Origin of the sequence: Streptomyces sp. NPDC006372, from assembly GCF_040612515.1 — a bacterium.
GTDB lineage: Bacteria > Actinomycetota > Actinomycetes > Streptomycetales > Streptomycetaceae > Streptomyces.
On the sequence record NZ_JBEXQJ010000041.1, the window covers coordinates 42,963 to 64,201 of the forward strand.

Annotated in this window: 21 protein-coding genes, 1 pseudogene and 1 riboswitch; of the genes and pseudogenes, 13 read left to right on the forward strand and 9 right to left on the reverse strand. The window is 71.6% G+C overall.

The window, feature by feature from the left end:
• Positions 1-159: 159 nt before the first annotated feature.
• Together ABZ016_RS37290 and thrC are read right to left on the reverse strand one after the other, a co-directional pair.
• Complete coding sequence (locus ABZ016_RS37290) at positions 160-435, reverse strand: ubiquitin-like small modifier protein 1 (protein WP_030243208.1); 276 nt, start codon at positions 433-435, stop codon at positions 160-162.
• 85 nt (positions 436-520) lie between these two features.
• Positions 521-1,807 carry a threonine synthase gene (gene thrC, locus ABZ016_RS37295; RefSeq protein WP_356921181.1) on the reverse strand — a complete coding sequence of 429 codons (1,287 nt, stop codon included), beginning with the start codon at positions 1,805-1,807 and terminating at the stop codon, positions 521-523.
• An 18-nt stretch (positions 1,808-1,825) separates the two neighbouring features.
• A riboswitch (SAM riboswitch) is annotated at positions 1,826-1,982 on the reverse strand.
• A gap of 157 nt (positions 1,983-2,139) precedes the next feature.
• On the opposite strand from thrC, the gene ABZ016_RS37300 reads away from it, so the two are divergent.
• From ABZ016_RS37300 to otsB, 3 genes are all read left to right on the forward strand, one after another.
• Positions 2,140-3,084, forward strand: coding sequence for a glucosyl-3-phosphoglycerate synthase (locus ABZ016_RS37300; RefSeq protein WP_356921182.1), 945 nt, complete (start codon positions 2,140-2,142; stop codon positions 3,082-3,084).
• Between the two features lie 73 nt (positions 3,085-3,157).
• A complete protein-coding gene (locus ABZ016_RS37305; RefSeq protein WP_356921183.1) occupies positions 3,158-4,546 on the forward strand; it encodes a trehalose-6-phosphate synthase in 1,389 nt (462 codons plus the stop codon).
• 14 nt (positions 4,547-4,560) lie between these two features.
• Entirely contained in the window at positions 4,561-5,409 is an 849-nt protein-coding gene (otsB, locus tag ABZ016_RS37310) for a trehalose-phosphatase (protein WP_356921184.1), read from the forward strand.
• A 78-nt stretch (positions 5,410-5,487) separates the two neighbouring features.
• On the opposite strand, the gene ABZ016_RS37315 is transcribed toward otsB, so the two are convergent.
• The gene (locus ABZ016_RS37315) at positions 5,488-5,736 is read right to left on the reverse strand and encodes a DUF3263 domain-containing protein (protein ID WP_356921185.1); all 249 of its coding nucleotides are present in this window, start codon (positions 5,734-5,736) and stop codon (positions 5,488-5,490) included.
• 35 nt (positions 5,737-5,771) lie between these two features.
• On the reverse strand, positions 5,772-7,025 hold the full coding sequence (locus ABZ016_RS37320) for an extracellular solute-binding protein (protein WP_356921186.1): 1,254 nt from the start codon (positions 7,023-7,025) through the stop codon (positions 5,772-5,774).
• Between the two features lie 152 nt (positions 7,026-7,177).
• On the opposite strand from ABZ016_RS37320, the gene ABZ016_RS37325 reads away from it, so the two are divergent.
• The 4 genes from ABZ016_RS37325 (at position 7,178) to ABZ016_RS37340 (ending at position 10,864) form a co-directional block, all read left to right on the forward strand.
• Positions 7,178-8,119 (forward strand): ROK family protein, encoded by a 942-nt coding sequence (locus tag ABZ016_RS37325; protein ID WP_356921187.1) that lies wholly within the window; start codon positions 7,178-7,180, stop codon positions 8,117-8,119.
• On the forward strand, positions 8,119-9,354 hold the full coding sequence (gene nagA / locus ABZ016_RS37330) for an N-acetylglucosamine-6-phosphate deacetylase (protein ID WP_356921188.1): 1,236 nt from the start codon (positions 8,119-8,121) through the stop codon (positions 9,352-9,354). The genes ABZ016_RS37325 and nagA overlap by 1 nt, the downstream gene beginning before the upstream one ends.
• 114 nt (positions 9,355-9,468) lie before the next feature.
• Positions 9,469-10,398: a 1-phosphofructokinase family hexose kinase gene (locus ABZ016_RS37335; protein ID WP_356921189.1), complete on the forward strand. Its 930-nt coding sequence runs from the start codon at positions 9,469-9,471 to the stop codon at positions 10,396-10,398.
• A 91-nt stretch (positions 10,399-10,489) separates the two neighbouring features.
• Positions 10,490-10,864 (forward strand): hypothetical protein, encoded by a 375-nt coding sequence (locus ABZ016_RS37340; RefSeq protein WP_356921190.1) that lies wholly within the window; start codon positions 10,490-10,492, stop codon positions 10,862-10,864.
• 84 nt (positions 10,865-10,948) lie between these two features.
• On the opposite strand, the gene ABZ016_RS37345 is transcribed toward ABZ016_RS37340, so the two are convergent.
• The gene (locus ABZ016_RS37345) at positions 10,949-11,896 is read right to left on the reverse strand and encodes a carbohydrate-binding protein (RefSeq protein ID WP_356921191.1); all 948 of its coding nucleotides are present in this window, start codon (positions 11,894-11,896) and stop codon (positions 10,949-10,951) included.
• A 117-nt stretch (positions 11,897-12,013) separates the two neighbouring features.
• The gene (cdgB, locus tag ABZ016_RS37350; RefSeq protein ID WP_356921192.1) at positions 12,014-13,678 is read right to left on the reverse strand and encodes a diguanylate cyclase CdgB; all 1,665 of its coding nucleotides are present in this window, start codon (positions 13,676-13,678) and stop codon (positions 12,014-12,016) included.
• 333 nt (positions 13,679-14,011) lie between these two features.
• Here cdgB and ABZ016_RS37355 point away from each other — a divergent pair, with 333 nt between their 5' ends.
• A complete protein-coding gene (locus ABZ016_RS37355) occupies positions 14,012-14,596 on the forward strand; it encodes a flavin reductase family protein (protein WP_356921193.1) in 585 nt (194 codons plus the stop codon).
• A gap of 97 nt (positions 14,597-14,693) precedes the next feature.
• A pseudogene (locus ABZ016_RS37360) lies at positions 14,694-14,849 on the forward strand (GNAT family N-acetyltransferase); the annotation flags it as partial.
• 61 nt (positions 14,850-14,910) lie between these two features.
• Here ABZ016_RS37360 and arfB read toward each other — a convergent pair.
• Positions 14,911-15,348, reverse strand: coding sequence for an alternative ribosome rescue aminoacyl-tRNA hydrolase ArfB (arfB, locus tag ABZ016_RS37365; protein ID WP_356921194.1), 438 nt, complete (start codon positions 15,346-15,348; stop codon positions 14,911-14,913).
• Positions 15,349-15,494: 146 nt separating this feature from the next.
• Between arfB and ABZ016_RS37370 the strand changes: the two genes are divergently transcribed.
• Positions 15,495-16,070: a TerD family protein gene (locus tag ABZ016_RS37370; RefSeq protein ID WP_046730960.1), complete on the forward strand. Its 576-nt coding sequence runs from the start codon at positions 15,495-15,497 to the stop codon at positions 16,068-16,070.
• A gap of 137 nt (positions 16,071-16,207) precedes the next feature.
• Here the strand turns inward: ABZ016_RS37370 and ABZ016_RS37375 are convergent, their stop codons facing one another.
• Positions 16,208-17,608, reverse strand: coding sequence for a M1 family metallopeptidase (locus ABZ016_RS37375; protein ID WP_356921195.1), 1,401 nt, complete (start codon positions 17,606-17,608; stop codon positions 16,208-16,210).
• 38 nt (positions 17,609-17,646) lie between these two features.
• On the opposite strand from ABZ016_RS37375, the gene ABZ016_RS37380 reads away from it, so the two are divergent.
• Positions 17,647-18,147, forward strand: coding sequence for a hypothetical protein (locus ABZ016_RS37380; protein WP_356921196.1), 501 nt, complete (start codon positions 17,647-17,649; stop codon positions 18,145-18,147).
• A 22-nt stretch (positions 18,148-18,169) separates the two neighbouring features.
• On the opposite strand, the gene ABZ016_RS37385 is transcribed toward ABZ016_RS37380, so the two are convergent.
• The gene (locus ABZ016_RS37385) at positions 18,170-18,853 is read right to left on the reverse strand and encodes a pentapeptide repeat-containing protein (protein ID WP_356921197.1); all 684 of its coding nucleotides are present in this window, start codon (positions 18,851-18,853) and stop codon (positions 18,170-18,172) included.
• Between the two features lie 130 nt (positions 18,854-18,983).
• On the opposite strand from ABZ016_RS37385, the gene ABZ016_RS37390 reads away from it, so the two are divergent.
• Positions 18,984-20,144: an FAD-dependent oxidoreductase gene (locus tag ABZ016_RS37390; RefSeq protein WP_356921198.1), complete on the forward strand. Its 1,161-nt coding sequence runs from the start codon at positions 18,984-18,986 to the stop codon at positions 20,142-20,144.
• A 64-nt stretch (positions 20,145-20,208) separates the two neighbouring features.
• A complete protein-coding gene (locus tag ABZ016_RS37395; protein WP_356921199.1) occupies positions 20,209-21,189 on the forward strand; it encodes a zinc-binding dehydrogenase in 981 nt (326 codons plus the stop codon).
• Positions 21,190-21,239 lie beyond the last annotated feature (50 nt).

Here is a 21,239-nt window from a genome sequence, read left to right on the forward strand (position 1 = left end):
ATTCAGGGCTCGCGATCACGAGATCGGGACCGTGTTCCCCAACTGTACCGCGCTCAATCACGCAGAATTGCCCCCTCCGCTTCTCTCACGGAGGGGGCAATTCGATGAACTCTCGGTAACCGGCGTTACTCCGGGTAACAATCAAGCCGGTCGGCCGGTTCAGCCACCGGCGACGGCCGGGATGATCGACACGCCGGCACCGTCCGGCGTCGCCGTCTCAAGCCCCTGCTCGAACCGCACGTCGTCGTCGTTCACGTACACGTTGACGAACCGGCGCAGCTTGCCCTGGTCGTCCAGGACACGGGCGGCGATCCCGGTGTGGTTCTTCTCCAGATCGGCGATGACCTCCCCGAGGGTCGCGCCGTCGGCGGACACCTCGGCCTGACCGCCGGTGTAGGTACGCAGGATGGTGGGGATGCGAACGGTGACGCTCATGACTTCAAAACCTCCGGTTGGGTATCGCCCTCAGGGGCGCGAGGAACTGCGCGACCAGCCCCCACCGGCCCGCAGCGAACAACGATCAGGCGAGGCCGGCATCCCGGAACGAGTCCAGGTTGGGCCGAATGGTCGCAGTCAGACCAGTGCCCGCCACCGCGTCCAGCGTCTTCAGCCCGTCCCCGGTGTTCAGCACAACGATCGACTTCGACGGGTCGAGCACCCCGTTCTCGAGCAGCTTCTTCGCCACCCCCACGGTCACCCCCCCGGCCGTCTCCGCGAAGATCCCCTCGGTCCGCGCGAGGATCTTGATCGCGTCCACGACCTGCTCGTCGTTGACGTCCTCCACCGCCCCGCCCGTACGGCGCGCGATGTCCAGCACGTACGGCCCGTCCGCCGGGTTCCCGATCGCCAGCGACTTGGCGATGGTGTCCGGCTTCTGCGGCCGTACGACGTCGTGCCCGGCCTTGTACGCCGTCGACACCGGCGAGCACCCCTCGGCCTGGGCACCGAAGATCTTGTACGGCTTGTCCTCGACCAGCCCGAGCTTGATCAGCTCCTGCAGGCCCTTGTCGATCTTCGTGAGCTGCGAGCCCGAGGCGATCGGCACGACCAGCTGGTCCGGGAGCTGCCAGCCGAGCTGCTCGCAGATCTCGTACGCGAGAGTCTTTGACCCCTCCGCGTAGTACGGGCGCAGGTTGACGTTGACGAAGCCCCAGCCCTCGCCGGCCGGGTCGCCGATCAGCTCGGAGCAGAAGCGGTTCACGTCGTCGTAGTTGCCCTCGATGCCGACGAGCTCGCCGCCGTAGACCGCGGCCATGACGACCTTGCCCTGCTCCAGGTCGTGCGGGATGAACACGCAGGAGCGGAAACCGGCACGGGCCGCCGCCGCGCCCACCGCACCGGCGAGGTTGCCGGTGGAGGAGCAGGACAGCGTGGTGAAGCCGAAGGCGCGGGCGGCCTCCAGGGCCTGGGCGACGACGCGGTCCTTGAAGGAGTGCGTCGGGTTGCCGGAGTCGTCCTTGACGAAGAGCTTGCCGGCGTCGACACCCAGCTCGCGCGCCAGGTTGTCGGCCTTGACGAGCTTGGTCCAGCCCGGGTTGATGTTCGGCTTGTCCGCCACGTCGGCCGGGACCGGCAGCAGCGGGGCGTAGCGCCAGATGTTCGAGGGGCCCGCCTCGATGCGCTTGCGGAGCTCTTCGGTGTCGTAGGCCGAGAAGTCGTAGGCGATCTCCAGCGGGCCGAAACACTCCTCGCAGGCGAAGACCGGGCCGAGGGGCACCCGGTGGCCGCACTCGCGGCAGCTCAGGGCGGCGGCGGGGCCGAGGTCGACGGTGGAGTTCGTGGTGCTTGCAACAGTCTGCGCAGCCATGTGAGGCGAGGCCCTTTCTCCTCATCTTCCTCACGACGCATCTCGCCGTGAGACGGATTTGGCACCTTCCCGAGCCGGGAGCCTCGCGCAGGTGGTCGACAGTGACCTACGAGTACCGACTGGAGGGTTGCCGGGGCTTCATCGGGCCGTTTCCCTCTGCCCCTCTGGATGAGCTGTATGTGGTTGTAAACAGCGGTTGACCCCGGACATGCGTTGGTCACCCGCGTTGTTCAAGACTGTAACCGACGACCAGGACAGTTGAGATAGTCGTCCGAACCGCGAGATGGCTCACAGCCCGTCCCGCCGAGAGAAACGCTTAAGGAGCCGCCACGGTGCTGGAAGAAGTCGAGCGCTGGCTGGGCACCCGTTCCTGGTCCGCGGCCGATCGCCCGCTCCACCAGATGCTGGCCGCCAAGCAGCGCACGGGCCAGACGGTCAGCGTCGTGCTGCCCGCGCTCAACGAGGAGGAGACGGTCGGCGACATCGCCGCCGCCATCCGCCACGACCTGATGCGGCAGGTCCCGCTCGTCGACGAGCTCGTCGTCGTGGACTCGGGCTCGACCGACCGTACGTCGGAGGTGGCCGCCGCCGCGGGCGCGACGGTGGTGCACCGGGACGCGATACTCCCACGCCTGCCCGCCGTGCCCGGCAAGGGCGAGGTGCTGTGGCGCTCGCTGCTCGCCACCCGCGGGGACGTCGTCTGCTTCGTCGACGCCGACCTGAGGGACTTCTCGTCCGAGTTCGTCTCCGGGATCGTGGGCCCGCTGCTCACCGACCCGGACGTCGACCTGGTGAAGGCCATGTACGACCGCCCCCTGGGGGGCGCCGCCGGGCAGGGCGGCCGGGTCACGGAGCTGATGGCCAGGCCGCTGCTCAACATGCACTGGCCGCAGCTGGCCGGGTTCGTGCAGCCGCTGGGCGGCGAGTACGCGGCCCGCCGCTCGCTGCTGGAGCAGCTGCCGTTCCCCGTCGGGTACGGCGTCGAGCTGGGCATGCTGGTCGACGCCCTGCACCTGGTGGGGCTCGACTCGCTCGCCCAGGTGGACGTCGGGGTGCGCAGGCACCGGCACCAGGACGGGCAGGCACTGGGCCGGATGGCCGCCGCGATCTACCGCACGGCCCAGCTGCGGCTGGCCCGCGGGCATCTGGTCCGGCCGTCCCTGACCCAGTTCGAGCGGGGCGAGGACGGCTTCGAGCCGCGTACCTACTCCGTGGACACCGAGGAGCGTCCGCCGATGGTGGAGATCGCCGAGTACCAGGCCCGGAGAGCGGCCTGACCGGGGTCGTTTTCGGCCGGGTGGGGCAGGTCCGTACGTTTGAGCGTTTCCTGGCCGGGCTAGGTTGAGGCGTATGGCTTCAACGTACGGTGCTGCCCAGGTACTGGTGGCCTCCAACCGCGGCCCGGTCTCCTACACGGTCGGCGAGGACGGTTCGCTGAACGCCAAGCGCGGCGGCGGCGGGCTGGTCTCGGGGCTGTCCGCGATCGGCTCGGACGCGGATGCGCTGTGGGTGTGCTCGGCGCTGTCCGACGGTGACCGCGAGGCGGTCCGGCAAGGGGTCGGCGAGGACGGCGTGCGGATGCTGGACATCCCGGCCGACGTGCACGCCGACGCCTACAACGGCATCGCCAACTCGGTGCTGTGGTTCGTGCACCACATGCTGTACCAGACGCCGCTGGAGCCGGTCTTCGACGCGGAGTTCCGGCGGCAGTGGGCGTCGTACGAGACGTACAACCGGGCGTTCGCCGAGGCGCTGGCCGAGGAGGCGGCGCGGGGCGCGACGGTCGTGGTGCAGGACTACCACCTGACGCTGGTCCCGGGCATGCTCCGCGAGCTACGGCCCGACCTGCGTATCGGCCACTTCTCGCACACGCCGTGGGCGCCGCCCGAGTACTTCCGGATGCTGCCGGACGACGTGGCCGGGCAGGTGCTGCGCGGCATGCTGGGCGCGGACCGGCTGGGCTTCCTCACGCGGCGCTGGGCGGACGCGTTCGAGGAGTGCGCCGAGCGGTTCGCGGGCGGGCTCGGGGGCACGCGGATCGGCGTGCACGGGCTGGGGGCCGACGCGGACTTCCTGCGGGAGCGGGCGCACCGGCAGGACGTCGAGGAGCGGATCGTGGCGCTGCGCCGGGAGATCGGCGAGGGCCGCCGCACCATCGTCCGCGTCGACCGCACCGAGCTGTCGAAGAACATCGTCCGCGGCCTGCTCGCCTACCGGCGGCTCCTGGAGACCCATGCCGAGTGGCGCGAGCGCGTGGTGCACGTCGCCTTCGCCTACCCGTCGCGGCAGGACCTCGCGGTGTACCGGGACTACACGGCCGAGGTGCAGCGGGTGGCGGACGAGATCAACGCCGAGTACGGGACACCGGGCTGGACACCGGTCGTCCTGCACGTCAAGGACGACTTCGCCCGCTCGCTGGCCGCGTACCGGCTGGCCGACGTGGCCCTCGTCAACCCCATCCGCGACGGCATGAACCTCGTCGCCAAGGAGGTTCCGCTGCTCTCCGAGGCCGGCTGCGCGCTGGTGCTGTCGCGGGAGGCCGGGGCGCATGAGGAACTCGGCGAGGACGCGATCACGGTGAACCCCTACGACGTCACCGGCACGGCGGCGGCCCTGCACGAGGCGCTGTCGATGCGCCCGGAGGAACGCGCGGAGCGGAGCAAGCGTCTGGCGGCGTCGGCGACCGCGCTGCCGCCCGCGCAGTGGTTCCTGGACCAGCTCGAGGCACTGAGGCACTGAGGGGCTGATCACCGATGGCCGCTTCCGCCGGCTCCGCGCTGCCGGAGCCCACCACCCGCCCCGGCCGCGAAGGCCTCGACGCCCTCCTCACGCATCCCGGCAAGGCTCTGATCGGGCTCGACTTCGACGGGACGCTCGCGCCGATCGTGGCCGACCCCGAGAAGGCCCGGGCCCACCCCGAGGCCCTGTCCGCGCTGGCCGCGCTCGCGCCGAAGGTCGCCGCCGTGGCGGTGATCACCGGGCGGCCCGCCGAGGTCGCCGTGCGCAACGGCGCCTTCGCGGACGTACCGGGCCTTGAGCACCTGGTGGTGCTGGGGCACTACGGCGCCGAGCGGTGGGACGCCCGCAGCGGCGAGACCAGCGCCCCCGAACCACACCCCGGCGTGGCCGCGATCCGTGCCGAGCTGCCCGAGCTCCTCGAACGGCTCGGCGCGTCGCAGGGGACCTGGATCGAGGAGAAGGGCCGGGCGGTGGCCGTGCACACCCGCCGGGCCGCCGATCCGCAGGCCGCCCTGGACTCCCTGCGCGAACCGCTCGCCGGACTGGCGGCCCGCCACGGCCTGATCGTCGAGCCCGGCCGCATGGTCCTCGAACTCCGCCCGCCCGGCATGGACAAGGGCGTCGCGCTCACCGAGTTCGCCCGGGAGATCGGCGCCGGGTCCGTCCTCTACGCCGGCGACGACCTGGGCGACCTGCCCGCCTACGCCGCCGTCGACAAGCTCCGCTCGGACGGCACCCCGGGCCTGCTGGTCTGCAGCGGCAGCGACGAGGTGACCGAACTCAGCGAGCGATCGGACGTGGTGGTGGACGGCCCGGAGGGTGTCGTACACCTGCTGGCAGCTCTGGCGGACCGGCTCGGCTAGTTGCCTGGGGGCGCGGGGAACTGCGCGACAAGCCCCCGCCCACCCGCACCCCCGCGACGGCCGAACACCCCACGGTCCTCAGCGCTCCCCCCGACGCCGCTCCCGCACCCGCCGCAGCCGATTCACCGTCACCGGATCGTGGGCCAGCGCCCGCGGATCGTCCAGCAGCGCGTTGAGCAGCTGGTAGTAACGCACCGGCGCGAGACCCAACTCCTCCCGGACCGCCCGCTCCTTCGCCCCGGGCCCGGGAAAAGAACGGCGTTCGAGGGCGAGGATGTCCCGCTCCCTGCGCCCGAGCCCCACGCCGTCGTCGTACTCCTCGTCCATGCCCGGCACGGTAACGCCCACCACCGACAGCGGCGCTACTCCGCGTTCTCCGCCCGGCTCGCCTCCGCCTGGAGCCGGCCGAGGACGGCCGAGGGGCTGCCGCCGGGGGCGACCGCCTTGCCGATCTGCTGCTTCACCTGCGCGCTGACGTCGGCCCAGGAGGTCTTGCCGGCCGGGTAGAGCTCGGAGGACGGCAGCTCCTCCAGGAACGTCCTGAGGTGCCGGTCCCGGCCGGAGGCGGCCATGGTCGCGGAGGCGGAGCTGGTGACCGGCAGCAGGTCGTACTCGCGGGAGAAGGCCAGCACGTTCTTCTCGCTGTAGACGAAGTCGAGGAAGTCGCCGATCTGGTCGCGGTTCCCGTTCTTGCGGAACGCCGTCATCCAGTCGGCGACACCGAGCGTGGAGCCGGTCGTCCCCTCCTTGCCCGGCGTCGGCACCATGCCGTACTTGACGCCGCCCTTGGCGGCGATCTTCGCCAGGGACGGGTGCCCGTTGAGCATCCCGACCTCGCCCTTCGCGAAGGCTGCGAACGCCGCGGCCCGGTTGAGCTCGCCGGGCGCGACCGGCCCGGTCAGACCCTTGCCGACCAGGTCGTCCTTCAGCCAGGAGAAGGTGTCGACGTTCTCCGGGGAGTCGATGCCGTAGCTGTCGACGCTGTCGGTGTAGCCGCCCCCGCCGCTGAGCATCCACTGCATGCTCTCGGCCTGCGCCTCCTCGGGGCCGAGGGGCAGCGCGTAGGGGTACTTCACGCCCTCGGCCTTGAGCGCCTCGGCGTCGTCGGCCAGGTCCTCCCAGGTCTCGGGCGGGGTGATGCCGGCCTTGCTGAAGAGGGTCTTGTTGTAGAAGAGCACGCGCGTGGAGGAGGCGAACGGCATGCCGTACTGCACACCCTTGACCTGTCCCGCGGTGGCCAGCTGCCCGACGAAGTCGGCCTGCACGGGTATGGAGAGCAGGTCGTCGGCCTTGTAGAGCTGGTTGTGGGCCGCGTAGTCGGCGTACGCGCCGATCTGCGCCATGTCCGGCGGGTCACCGGCGGAGACCATCTCCCGGACCTTGCGGTCGACGTCGTTCCAGGAGTAGACGCTGACGTCGATCTCCACGCCCGGGTGCTCGGCCTCGTACTCCCGGACGAGCTTGTCCCAGTACTTCTTCGAGCTGTTGGCGGCGTTGTCGCCGTAGTCGGCGGCGACCAGCTTCAGGGTCACGTCGGCGGAGCCGCCCGTCATGCCGCAGCCACCGAGGACCGCCGTCATCCCCAGCGCGGACACCACCGCGATCGTTCCTGCCATCCGCCGCCGCTGCACCGCTGTTCTTCCCCACCCTGGCGTCGCCGCCGTAACCGTGGCGTCTCCGCCACCGAAAGTTTTCGATATTCGGAGTAAGGTCTACACCACGTGAGTGGACTAGACCTCTCGCGGGTCCCCGGGTCACACTGTTCTCCGTGAGACATGTCATCGCCCTCGACGTGGGCGGCACCGGGATGAAGGCCGCCCTGGCCGGACCGGGGGGCGAGGTGCTGCACCGCGCCCGCCGGGCCACCGGACGCGAGCAGGGGCCGCAGGCCGTCGTCGCGGGCATCCTCGACTTCGCCGCCGAGCTGCACGCCTACGGCGCCGAGCACTTCGGCACGCCCGCCGAGGCCGTCGGCGTGGCCGTCCCCGGCATCGTCGACGAGGCCCGGGGCGTGGCCGCCTACGCGGCGAACCTCGGCTGGCGCGACGTCCCCCTGCGCGACCTGCTGTCCGAGCGGCTGGGCGTCCCGGTCGCCCTCGGCCACGACGTACGCACCGGTGGCCTCGCCGAAGGCCGGGTCGGCGCGGGCCGGGGTGCCGACCGGTTCCTGTTCGTCGCGCTGGGCACCGGCATCGCGGGTGCCATCGGCGTCGACGGCCGGGTCGAGGCGGGCGCGCACGGCTTCGCGGGCGAGATCGGCCACATCGTCGTACGCCCCGGCGGAACCGCCTGCCCGTGCGGGCAGTACGGCTGCCTGGAGCGCTTCGCCTCGGCGGCGGCCGTGAGCGAGGCATGGGCCGCGGCCTCCGGCGACCCGGGCGCGGACGCGGCGGACTGCGCGAAAGCGGTCGTCTCCGGCGCCCCCGAGGCCCGGGCGGTCTGGCAGAACGCCGTCGACACCCTCGCCGACGGCCTGGTCACGGCCCTCACCCTGCTGGACCCCCGCACACTGATCATCGGCGGCGGCCTGGCGGAGGCGGGGGAGACGTTGTTCACACCCCTGCGGGAAGCGATCCGCAGCCGCATCACCTTCCAGAAACAGCCGACGCTCGTCCCCGCGGCCCTGGGCGATGCGGCCGGTTGTCTGGGCGCCGGGCTCCTGGCCTGGGATCTCCTCAACCAGACCGACCGTACGGAGGTAACGCCCTGATGGCAGCGGACCCAGGGGCGCGGGACAGCGTCGAAATGCGGCTCCGCCGCGGGGCGCGACCAGCCACGACGCACCCGCACCCCGCGACGACCGGACACCCCACGGTCCTCACCGGCGCGACAGTGGTGCTCCCCACAGGAACGGTCGAAAACGGCCAGGTGGCCATCGACGGCACCCGGATCACAGCAGCAGTCCCCGAAAACGCCCAGTTCATCGACGCAACCGGCCACTACCTCCTCCCCGGCTTCATCGACCTCCACAACCACGGCGGCGGCGGAGCCTCCTTCACCTCCGGGTCGGTCGACGACATCCTCAAGGGCATCCACACCCACCGCCTGCACGGCACGACCACCCTGGTCGCCTCCACCGTCACCGGCGACATGGACTTCCTCACCCGGCGCGCGGGCCTGCTGAGCGAACTGGCCGAGCAGGGCGACATCGCCGGCATCCACTTCGAGGGCCCGTTCATCTCCCCCTGCCGCAAGGGCGCCCACGCCGAGGACCTCCTGCGCGACCCGGACCCCGCGGAGGTCCGCAAACTGCTCGACGCGGCCCGGGGCCGGGCGAAGATGCTCACGCTGGCCACGGAGCTCCCCGGCGGCCTGGACTCCGTACGCCTCCTGGCCGAGCACGGCGTGATCGCGGCGATCGGCCACACGGACGCGACGTACGAGCAGACGGTCGAGGCCATCGACGCGGGCGCCACGGTCGCCACCCACCTCTTCAACGCGATGCCGCCCCTCGGTCACCGCGCCCCCGGCCCGATCACGGCACTCCTGGAGGACGACCGGATCACGGTGGAGCTGATCAACGACGGCACGCACCTGCACCCCGCCGCACTCCAGCTGGCGTTCCATCACGCCGGCGCGGACCGGGTCGCGTTCATCACGGACGCGATGGACGCGGCCGGTTTCGGCGACGGCCGCTACTGGCTCGGCCCGCTGGAGGTAGAGGTCGCCGACGGCGTGGCCCGCCTGGTGGCGGACGGCACGATCGCCGGCTCCACCCTCACCCTGGACCGCGCCTTCAAACGGGCGGTCACGGTCGACGGCCTCTCCGTCGAGGACGCCGTGACGGCCCTCTCCGCGAACCCGGCCCGCCTGCTCGGCCTGGACGACACGATCGGCTCATTGCAGCCCGGGAAGTTCGCCGACCTGGTGCTCCTGGACACCGACTTCGACCTGAAGGGCGTGATGCGCCGGGGCGAATGGGTGGTCCCTCCCCAACTGGGCTGATCCATCCCTCAGTCGAGAGACGGTGGCCGACTCCAGGACTGGGCCGACCGCCGTCTCTTTGGCATGATCAGGGAACGTTCACGGCAACAAGCGCGTCTGGGGGAGGTCGGCCCGGTGATCCTCACGGTCACGCTGAACACCGCTCTCGACATCACCTATCGCGTACGGTCTCTCAGGCCGCACGCCTCCCACCGCGTCTCCGAGGTGACGGAACGACCCGGCGGCAAGGGCGTCAACGTGGCCCGGGTGCTCGCGGCGCTCGGGCACGAGGTGACGGTGACCGGGTTCACGGGCGGGGCGACCGGCCGGGTCGTGCAGGAGAAGCTGGCATCGGTACCGGGCGTGGTCGACGCACTGGTCCCGGTAGCGGGCCCGACCCGCCGCACCGTCGCGGTGGTCGACGCGCAGACCGGCGACACGACACAGCTGAACGAACCCGGCCCCACGATCACGGCGTCCGAGTGGTCGGCCTTCCAGGAGGCCTACGAGCACCTGCTCGCCTCCGCCTCCGCGGTGGCCCTGTGCGGCAGCCTCCCACCGGGCGTGCCGGTCGGCGCCTACGCGGGCCTGGTCCGCACGGCCCGGTCCGCCGGCGTCCCGGTACTCCTGGACACCAGCGGCGAGCCCCTGCGCCGGGGGGTCGCCGCCCGCCCCGACATCATCAAGCCGAACGCCGACGAACTGGCCGAACTCACCGGCTCCCACGACCCCCTGCGCGCCACCCAGGACGCCCGTCGCCGGGGCGCGGGCGCGGTGGTCGCCTCCCTCGGCCCCCAGGGTCTCCTCGCAGCTACCCGAGAAGGCCGCTGGCGAGCCGGCCCGCCGACCCTCGTACACGGCAACCCGACGGGCGCGGGCGACTCGGCGGTAGCGGGCCTGCTGTCCGGCTTGGTCGAACACCTCCCCTGGCCGGACCGCCTGACCCGGGCGACGGCCCTGTCGGCGGCAACCGTGCAGGCGCCGGTGGCGGGGGAGTTCGACCGGCGGGTCTACGAGGATCTGCTGGGGCGGGTCACGGTGACGAGCGAGGCATCTGCGGCGTAGGGCACAGTTGATCGGAAACCCCTGGCCGCCCCGTCTCGCCCCGCCTAAGATCGCGGACGACCAAAGAACGACCTTTTTGCTGGGGGAACAATTGAACAAGATCACAAGGCTTGCCATGGTGGGCATCGCCTCCGTGGGCCTCATGGTCACCATGAACTCCGGGGCTTCGGCGGCTCCGGTGAGCAGCGCCGGCACCGTGACCGTGCAGGACTGGGGCGGCGGCTGGAGCGACGTCCGGGACGTCAGCATCCGTGAGAAGCCCAGCACCACCGCGCGCAAGGTCGGCACCCTGAAGAAGGGGAAGATCGTCAAGTGCTGGGTGGCCGGGTGCAGCGGCACGCACAACGGCGGTGCCTACAAGTGCACGAGCAGCTCGCCGACCGAGAAGGACTGGCACGAGGTCCGCTGGAACGGCAAGAAGGCGTGGGCCGCGAGCCGTTGCCTGGAGTGGGGCCGGGTCGAGTGAGCTGACCGCTTCCGCGCTCGTACGACGGCGGCCGTCCTCCCGCATGGTGCGGGGAGACGGCCGCCGTCTTGTACGCCGGTGCGGTCAGTCCTTCGCGAGGTAGAACTGGTCGAGGAGCGCGTCGCACTGGTTGCCCTCGTTACAGGCGAGCTCGATCGTGTTGGTGCCCTCGGTCAGGTTGACGTTGGACCACGTCTCCTTCCAGCCCTTTTCATAGTCGCCCTTGGGCGTGGTCCCGCCGAAGTTCTTCATCTGGATCGGCCGGTCCTGCGGCTCGCCGTTGACGACCAGCGTGGCGTTGGCGTCGACGCCCGGAACGGCGTAGTGCACGTACAGCCGGTAGGTGCCGGCCTTCTTGATGCCGTCGACGGACCAGGTGACCGTCGCGCCCACGTGGTTGAAGCCGGTCACATAGACGCCACCGTCGGCCTTCGCACCCTTGATGTCCGACGCCGTCGTAACGCCCTCACCGAGGCGCATCGTCTTCACGTCGCTCTTCGGGAGCTCGCTCTCGGACGAGCCGCCGCCCTTGCTCTTCGACGGGCTCGGCTTCGACTCCTGGGACTGGGTCGGCCCCGGGTTCGCCTGGTTGTCGGGCTCGTCCTTGTCCTTGTCCCCGCCCAGCATCGCCACACCGATGCCGATGACGACCGCGGCGACCACCGCGATGGCACCGATCAGCAGACCCTTGGTGTTGGGACCGCGGCCACCCCGGCCGCCGCCACCGCCGCCGGCCGGCATCTGCTGCTGGGCGGTGGGGGCGCCGCCGGGCAGCGTCTCCGGTGCCGCGTAGTGCGCGTTCGGCTGACCGTAGGCACCCTGCTGCGAGGCCTGGCCGTACGCCGCGGTCTGGGTGGCCTGCGGCTGCTGGCCGTACTGGCGTGTGCCGACCGCCCGCACCCGGTTGACCGAGTTCGGGTAGCCGTAGCCCCCGGACGGCGGCTGGGCCCCGTTGGCCTGCCCGTCGGCGTAGAGATAGCCGAACGGGTCGTCGTCCTCGGGCGTGCTCGCGCCGTTGTTGCCGGGCGTCATCCCTTGGTCTCCTCAGTCAGGTGCGGTGCAAAGAAGTACGAGTCGAGAACGCGAGCCTACCCGCTCCCAGTGCCCCAAACGGGTGACTCAGACCGCATCCACTCGCTGACCTGGGACTCACCCGGCGCGTCTGTGTTGTTTGGGACGAGATCGTTTCTCGACGTACATCCGCTCGTCAGCGGATTTCAACACTTCGTCCGCCGTCATTCCACAGTGTGCCCATCCGATGCCGAAGCTGGCGCCCACCCGGACGGCCCGCCCCTCGGCACGGATGGGCTGGATGATCTCGTTGCGGAGACGGACCGCGAGGTCCTGCGCGTCGGCCCGGCCGAGCCCGTCGGCCAGGATGACGAATTCGTCACCCCCGAGCCGGGCGACGGTGTCGCCGTCGCGGACGCCGTTGCCGAGCCGCCGGGCGACCTCGATGAGAACCGCGTCACCCGCGTTGTGCCCGAACCGGTCGTTGATCGACTTGAAGCCGTCGAGGTCGCAGAAGAGCACGGCGAGGCCCTTGGTGCCGTCGTCGTGGTCGCCGTCCGGGGCGACGGTGTGCACATGGTGGTCGTAGGCGTCGTACGGTTCGGCGCCCGGCCCGCCGAAGTCGAAGCCCTGGCCGACCGCGTCGAAGGCGGGATGCCCGAAGGCCGCGTCGTGGGATTCGGCGACCGCGGGGTACGGGGACGCGGCGCGCTGGCACAGCCGCGCGGACAGGCGGGAGCGCAGCTCGGCGGAGTTCGGCAGGCCGGTGAGCGAGTCGTGCGAGGCACGGTGGGCGAGCTGGAGCTCGCGGCGTTTGCGCTCCTCGATGTCCTCGACGTGGGTGAGGAGGAAGCGGGGGCCGTCGGCGGCGTCGGCGACGACGCTGTTGCGCAGGCTGACCCAGACGTAGGTGCCGTCCCGGCGGCCGAGGCGGAGCTCCGCGCGGCCGCCCTCGGCCGAGGTGCGCAGCAGGGTGCCTATGTCCTCGGGGTGGACCAGGTCGGAGAACGAGTAGCGGCGCATCGCGGACGCGGGGCGGCCCAGCAGTCGGCACAGGGCGTCGTTGGTGCGCAGGATCCGGCCGTGCTGGTCGCCGCCCATCTCGGCGATGGCCATGCCGGAGGGGGCGTACTCGAAGGCCTGCCTGAAGCTTTCCTCGCTCGCCCGCAGCGCCTGCTGCTCGCGCTCCAGGCGGACCAGCGCGCGTTGCATGTTGGCGCGCAGCCGGGCGTTGCTGATCGCGATGGCGGCCTGGAAGGCGTACATCTGGAGCGCCTCGCGGCCCCACGCGCCGGGGCGGCGGCCGTTGCGCGGCCGGTCCACGGACAGCACGCCGATCAGCTCGCCGCACGTCCCACTGCCCGACGGGCCGGGCGCGTACATGGGCGCGAAGAGCCGGTCGGCCGGATGCCACTCGTCCTCGAAGCGGGGAGCGGGGCCGTCGGTGTACCACTGCGGGACGTCGTCGTCGTCGAGGACCCAGCCCTCGGTGTGCGGTATGAACACCAGGTCGCCCCAGCGCTCACCCATGTTCAGGCGACGGTCCCAGGACCCGCGCGAGCCGACGCGGCCGGTGATGAGGGCCTCGGCCGCGGGGTTCCCGGCGAAGGCGGCGACGACGAGGTCCCCGTCTGGCCGGACGAGGTTCACGCACGCCAGCTCGTACCCGAGGGCGGTGACCACGCCCTCCGCGACGGTCTGCAGTGTGTCCGCCAGGCTGCGGGCCGTGTTCATGTCGGCCATGACCTGGTGCAGTTGTCGCAGGGACGCAAGACGGACGTAGGGCTCCGACTCGGTCTCCATGCTCGCCCTCCCCCCGAGTACCTCGCAGCGAATCAAGAATCAAGGGTTCTCATCGGCGTACGTCCTGGCAGCTTCCCCGCCACTGAATCACAGCGCGCTGCTCACTCGGTACACAGGGTCAACAATTCCTGCCCCTTGTGACTCAAGTCACATGCAAACCTGAACAATTGACTGGAGTTTCTGCGTTTTCCCGGTGCGCGCAGTGAGCCCATTTTTTGTGGCGTTGCGCACAACGTCGCGAGAGCGCCGCGAGAGATCGGTCGCGGGTCCTAAGACCGTGGTCGGCCGGGAGCCCGATGCGCGAGGCGCGGGACGGAGATTAGCGTTTCCGGTGTGCTGAACACTCCCCCCGCCACGTCCCCGATCATTCCGTCGCCCGCCTCCGGGCATGCTGAGGGGGTGAGCAACGACGAGTTCCGCGCCGCCATGTCCCGGCTGGCCTCGGGCGTGGTCCTGGTGACCGCGCGGGAGGCGCCGCTCGACCCCGACGATCCGGGAGCGCCGAGCGCCGAGGACGTGGGCATGACCGCCACGGCCTTCATGTCGGTGTCCCTGGATCCGCCCCTGGTGCTGGTGAGCCTGCGCGAGGGCTCCCGCATGGACGATCTGCTCGACGAGCAGCCCCTGTGGGGGGTCTCGGTCCTCGCCGAGAGCCAGCGGCACATCGCCGGCCGCTTCGCCATGAAGGGCAGGGTCAGCGACCGCCTGCTGTTCGCGGACATCCCGTACACGCGCGGCGAGTACACCGACGCGCCTCTCGTCGGCGGTGCCCTGGCCGTCCTGGAGTGCCGTACCGAGCAGCGGGTACCGGCCGGGGACCACGTCCTGGTGATCGGCCGCGTCCTGACGGCCCGCGTCCCGAGCGCGGAGGGCGGACCGCTGACGTACTTCCGGGGCCGCTACCGCCACTTGGGCTGACCCGGATATTCCGTGGCCGGGCCCGCGCGGGCGCTCCTAGGGTGCCCGGACGACGAGACCCACGACACCCACGACGCCCTCGCCCCGGCTCGAAGAGATCACCCCCGCGAACATCGACGCCGCCCTCGCGGTCCGCGTCCGCCCCGACCAGGAACACGCGGTCGCTCCGGTCGTGAAGTCGCTCGCCGAGGCGTACGCGCATCCCGGCGTCGCCTGGCCCCGGCTCATCGTCGACGACGACCGCCCGGTCGGCTCGGCTTCCGGACCAACGGGGAGATCAGCGGAGGCCAGACGGTGGGTGTACTGGACCTCGTCTAGTTCCAGTGCTGCCCGGAGCGCCCGCGCTTCGTCTCGGCGCGCTGTTTCTTCTCCCGCAGCCGGCGTTCGTTGATGCCGCGTGGGATGCGGGTCGGCTTGCGGGGCTTGGGCGGGGGCGCGGTGGCCTCGGCCAGGAGGGCGGCGAGGCGTACGGCGGCGGCCTCGCGGTTGCGCCACTGGGAGCGGTGCTCGGAGGACCGTACGGTGACGACCCCGTCGACCAGCCGCCCGGCCAGTCGCTCCAGCGCCCGCCGCTTCCACACCTCCGGCAGCGCCTCGGTCCTCGCCAGGTCGAAGCTCAGCTCGACCTTCGAGTCACTGGTGTTGACGTGCTGCCCGCCCGGCCCCGACGACCGCGAGAAACGCCACATGAGCTCGGCCTCGGGCAGGGAGACGGAGCCGCGGATGACGTGGGGACCAGACATGCCCTCCATGTTCCCGCTCCTGTCCCGTCCACGTCATCCCAATAATCGCGAGTAAAGAAAGTAAAGGAGCAGGAACCTCGCGGACCCCTCTCCGCGTTCATGGGGGTAGCTGTAGCTTCTTTGCCGTACGTATACGAGGGAAGGGACTCCCAACAATGGCTGTAAGCCTGTCCAAGGGTGGCAACGTCTCGCTCACCAAGGAGGCTCCGGGCCTGACCGCCGTCACCGTGGGCCTCGGCTGGGACGTCCGCACCACCACCGGCACGGACTTCGACCTCGACGCCTCCGCGATCGCGGTGAACACGCAGGGCAAGGTCTACTCGGACGCCCACTTCGTCTTCTTCAACAACAAGAACACCCCGGACAACTCCATCGTCCACACCGGCGACAACCGCACGGGTGAGGGCGCGGGTGACGACGAGGCGATCAACGTCAACCTGGCCGCGCTCCCGGCCGACATCGACAAGATCGTCTTCCCGGTCTCGATCTACGACGCGGAGAACCGCTCGCAGAACTTCGGCCAGGTCCGCAACGCCTACATCCGCATCGTCAACCAGGCCGGCGGCGCGGAGATCGCCCGCTACGACCTCTCGGAGGACGCGGCCACGGAGACGGCCATGGTCTTCGGCGAGCTCTACCGCAACGGCGCCGAGTGGAAGTTCCGCGCGGTCGGCCAGGGCTACGCCTCGGGCCTGGTCGGCATCGCCCAGGACTTCGGCGTGAACGTCTGACGGACACCCCAGGGGCATGCCCTCAAGGGCATGCCCCCCAAGGGGCGCGGGACAGCGTCAAACTGCGGCTCCGCCGCGGGGCGCGACCAGCCACGAACCACCGGCACCCGGGCACGCACGCCCCAACGACGCTCCCCTCAGCCCCGCTCCGGCTTCCCCTCCCCATACAGCCAGTCCTCCCAGACCCCCTCGAAGTCCTGCCCCGGCGCCTGCTTCTCGACATACGCCGTGAAGTCAGCCGTATCGGCGTTCCCGTACCGGTACTCCTCCGCCCACCCCCGAAGAATCCCGAAGAACCTGTCGTCCCCGACGACCTGCCGCACCTTCTGCAACACCATCGCCCCCCGCAGATACACCGGCGGTTCGGAGATCCGCGCGGCGTCCGGCGGCTCCGCGGGCGGGAACTCCCAGATCGACTCAGCGGCCTTCTCGGTGTCGAAGTAGTCCCCGGAGTACAGCGAGTCGAAGGTCTCCTGCGCGCTCTCGCCCCCGTGGTCCTCCTCCCACAACCACTCCGCGTACGTCGCGAACCCCTCGTTGAGCCACATGTCCCGCCAGCTCTCGGGCGTCACGGAGTCGCCGTACCACTGATGAGCGAGCTCGTGGACGAGGAGCGTGAGGTCGGGGGCGCCCGGGAAGACCGGGCGGCTCTGGGTCTCCAGCGCGTACCCGACGTCGGGCGCGCGGTCGACGATCGCGCCGGTGGCGGAGAAGGGATACGGGCCGAACCTCCGCTCCGCCCAGCGCAGCACCTCCGGGATCCGCCCGAGCACCGGCCGGCTCGCCTTCGCCTCCGCCGGGTCGACGGCCGTGTACACGGGCAGGCCGTCCCCCGTCCTGGAGCGGCCGATGTCGAAGCGGCCGATCGCGAGCACGGCGAGGTAGCTCGCCATCGGCTCGCCGGTGTGCCAGTGGAAGGCCGTACGGCCTCCCGTGCTCGTCTCGCTCCGCAACTCCCCGTTGGACACGGCCCGCAGCCCCCGGGGCACCGTCACCGTGAGGTCGTAGGCCGCCTTGTCGGAGGGGTGGTGGTTGCCGGGGAACCACGCCATCGACCCGACCGGCTCGCCGAGCGCGAGCACCCCGTCGGTGGTGCGCAGCCAGCCCTCCTCGGAGCCGTCCGGGTCGGTGACGGTCTCCGGGACACCGGAGTAGCGGACCGTCACGCGGAACGTCTCGTCCCGTTCGATGTCGTCGTGCGGCCGGACGGTGAGCTCCTGCCCCGCCCGGTTCCAGCGGGCCGTCTCGCCGCCGACGGTGACCTTTCCGACCTCCAGGCCGCGCAGGTCGAGGTTGAAGGCGGAGAGGCCCTTGGTCGCCCGGGCGGTGAGGGTGGCCGTGCCGGTGAGGTGGCGGGCGTCCGGGGCGTAGGCGAGGCGCAGGTCGTAGTGGGTGACGTCGTAGCCGCCGTTGCCGGCCTTCGGGAAGTACGGGTCGCGTACGCCGGAGCCGCCCGGGGTGCCGTGGACCCCGGCGCAGGCCGTGAGGGCGAGAGCGGAGACGAGCAGGGCGGGGACAAGACGTACGGACCGGGCCACGCTCTCGATCCTATGGGGGGCGTGACAGCATCACACCCGTGCTCGACATCGGCTACGCCCTCTCCAACCGCTTCCCCGACCCACCGCAGACCGACTACCGCCGCGCGGACGTCCACGCCCTGCGGCACGACCTGTTCTGCGGTGACGTCTATCTGGCGGACACCAGGACGGACCACGAGGTGTCCACAGCCTGGGGATGGGTGCCGGTGCTCGACTTCGCGTGGGCGCTGTGCGACATCGTGGAGCGGATCGACCGGGACCCGGCGGGCTCCCGGGCCTCCCGGCCGCAGCGGGCGGAGCTGGACTTCACCGAGTCGACCGACCGGATGCTCTTCGAGCGCCGCTTCGGGTGGGTGGACATCGAGGCCGACTGGATGCGCGCGGAGGAGCCCCCGCTCACCGTCTCCCACTCCGAACTGCGCCGCGAGGCCCGGGACTTCCTCCACGACCTCGTCGCCGACCTCACCGACCTGCACGACGACCTCGCGGAGAACCCGGCGATCTGGACCCTCCAGGCGCGCTTTCCCCGCCTCCCGTAAAACGCAGGTAGAACGCGCTCGGTCAGGGTCGGTCCTCCACTCTGATCCCCCACTGCACCGCCAGCACCGGCGCGAGATCCAGCAGTTGAGCCGTGCTGATCACCGCCCCCGACAGCCGGTCCAGTCCCCCGCTGATCTCCAGCGACGCGGCCCCGCGCAGGTCCACGTCCGTGAGGGTCGCCGCGTGGAGGTCGGCGCCCTTCAGCGCGCAGTCCACGAACTCCACCCGCTCCAGGCGGGCGCCGCCGAAGTCCGGCTCGACGAGGACGCAGCCCTCGAAGACGACGTCCCTGAGCCGGGCCGTTCGCAGATTCAGATAGTCGATCTTGCCGCCGCGGATCAGCACCCTCTCCAGCACCGCCCCGTGCAGCTGCGGCCCGCCGAGACGGGCGTCGGTCAGCTCCACGTCCCGCAGGGTCGCCTCGGCGAGGTCGGTGCCGACGCCCCGGACGCCGGTGAGGGCCGAGTCCAGGACCCGGGCGTGCCGCAGCCGGCTCTCGTCCAGGGCGCAGCCGGTCAGCGCGCAGTCCATGAAGCGGGCGCCCGAGCCGTCCTGTCCGCCGAGGTCCGCGTCCCGGAACTCCAGCCCGTCGTAGTCCCCGTCCGGCTCCAGCTCACCGCCCCCGTACGGCTCCAGCGCGGGCAGCCGCACCTCCGGTCGCCGCGCCCCCTTCACACCCGTACCGCCCGCCGCTCTCCTCGCCATGCCCCCATGCTGCACCCCGCCACTGACAACACCCGTTGACCTGCGCGAACCCCGGCCATGTCACATTCCGGCGCTCCCGAACGGTCGTACTCCCAGAAGGCGAACCCGACCAACCAGGGAGACCCCAGCCATGCACCGCATCACCGTCATCGGCGGCGGCTTCGCCGGCCTGACCGCCGCCATCACCGCCGCCGAGGCGGGCGCCGAGGTCACCGTCCACGAAGCCCACCACACCCTCGGCGGCCGGGCCCGCACCGCCGAGGGCCCGTACCGCACGAACGAGGGCCCGCACGCCCTCTACAGCGGCGGCCCGCACTGGACCTGGCTCGAACAGCGCGACCTCATCGGCCCTCTCGCCCCGCTCCCGCCCCTGGAGGCCGCCCGGCTCCGGCTGCGGCACCAGGGCGTGCTGCGCCGCACCCCACCGTTCCCGATGCTGAAGCTGCTGCGCAGGACGGTCCGGCAGGCGCCCGTGGACGCCGACTTCCGGACCTGGGCGGCCGGTGTCGCGGGCGAGGAGGGCGCCCGGGCCGCGGCCAACTACTCGGCCGTCGCCCTCTTCCACCACGACCCCGGCTCCCTGTCGGCCGCGTTCGTCCAGGAGCGACTGCGCCGCGCCACCAAGCTGCCGCCCGAGGCGCACTACCCGCGCGGCGGCTGGGCGACGCTCATCGACCGGATGGCCGCCCGGGCCTGGAACCTGGGCGTCCGGATCGAGACCCTGTCCCGCGTCGACACGCTCCCCACCGACACACCGGTCGTCGTCGCCACCTCCCTCGACGCCGCCCGGCGTCTCCTCCAGGACTCCTCGCTGACCTGGCCGAGCGGCCATACCGCCCTCGTCGACCTCGCCGTACGCACCCGGCGCGGGGACGCGTTCGCGGTCTCCGACCTCGACGCGCCCGGCTGGCTCGAACGGTTCACCGCCCAGGACCGCAGCCTCGCCCCGGCCGGCGAGCAGCTCATCCAGGGTCAGATCCCCCTCGCCCCGCGGGAGTCGAAGGCCGACGGCACCGCCCGTGCCGAGCAACTGCTCGACCTGGGCTTCCCGGGCTGGCGCGAGCGGGTCACCTGGCGGCGCGAGTCCGTCGCGAGCGGCCGTACGGGCGCGGTCGACCCGCCCGGCACCAGCTGGCGCGACCGGCCCGCCGTGGACCGGGGCGACGGTGTCTACCTCGCCGGCGACCAGGTAGCGGCCCCCGGCGTGCTGTCGGAGGTCTCCTTCAACAGCGCCCTGACGGCGGTGTCCCTGGCCCTCGGCCGACGGGACCTTGACCTCAAGCATGCTTGAGGTTGAAGGCTGGGCGCAGACCACGACAACTGGGCGCAGACCACGACCACACGAGGAGCCCCGTATGCACGCCATACGCCTGCACGCCTTCGGCCCGGCCGAGAACCTCACCTACGAGCAGGTCGAGGACCCCCGCCCGGGCCCCGGCCAGGTCCGCGTCGCCGTACGGGCCGCGGGCGTCCACCTCCTGGACACCGCCCTGCGCGAGGGCGCTCAGGGGCCGGCGCCCGAGCCGACGCCCCTGCCCACCGTCCCCGGCCGCGAGGTCGCCGGTGTCGTCGAGTCCCTGGGCGAGGGCGTCGCGGACCGCTGGCTCGGCAAGCGGGTCGTCGCGCACCTCGGCTTCGTCCCCGGCGGCTACGCCGAACTGGCCGTCACCGAGGCCGAGCGGCTGCACGAGATCCCGGAGAACCTGGACTTCGCCGAGGCCGTCGCCATGATCGGCACGGGCCGTACGACGCTGGGGATCCTCCAGTTCGCCGACCTCGGCCCCGACTCGGTGGCCGTCGTCCCGGCCGCCGCCGGCGGCATCGGCACGCTGCTCGTGCAGTACGCCAAGAACGCCGGTGCCACCGTCGTCGGCCTCGCGGGCGGGCCGGAGAAGGTCGCCCGCGTGCAGGCGAACGGTGCCGATCTCGCCGTCGACTACACGGACCCGGCCTGGCCCGCGAAGGTCCGCGCCCACCTCGGCGGCCGGAGCGCCACCGTGGTCTTCGACGGCGTCGGCGGCGACGTGGCCCGCGAGGCCGTCGCCCTCCTCGGCCCCGGCGGCTCGCACATCGTCTTCGGCTGGTCCGGCGAGGGCCTCCACGACGGCGAGCCCTACCTCGTCGAGGGCCTCTCCGAGCAGGTCCTCGGCCCGGTCATGCTCCAGAAGGCCGGCGGCCCCAACCCCGTACGCACCCTCGAACTCCGCGCCCTGACCGAGGCCGCGGCCGGCCGCCTCACCCCCGCCGTGCACCGCTTCCCCCTCCGCGAGGCCGCTGCCGCACACCGGGCACTGGAGAGCCGGGGCACGACGGGAAAGGTGGTCCTGGAGCCCTGACACGACACCGAGGAGGGCCCCTCGAAGGCGAATTCGCCTTCGAGGTCTAG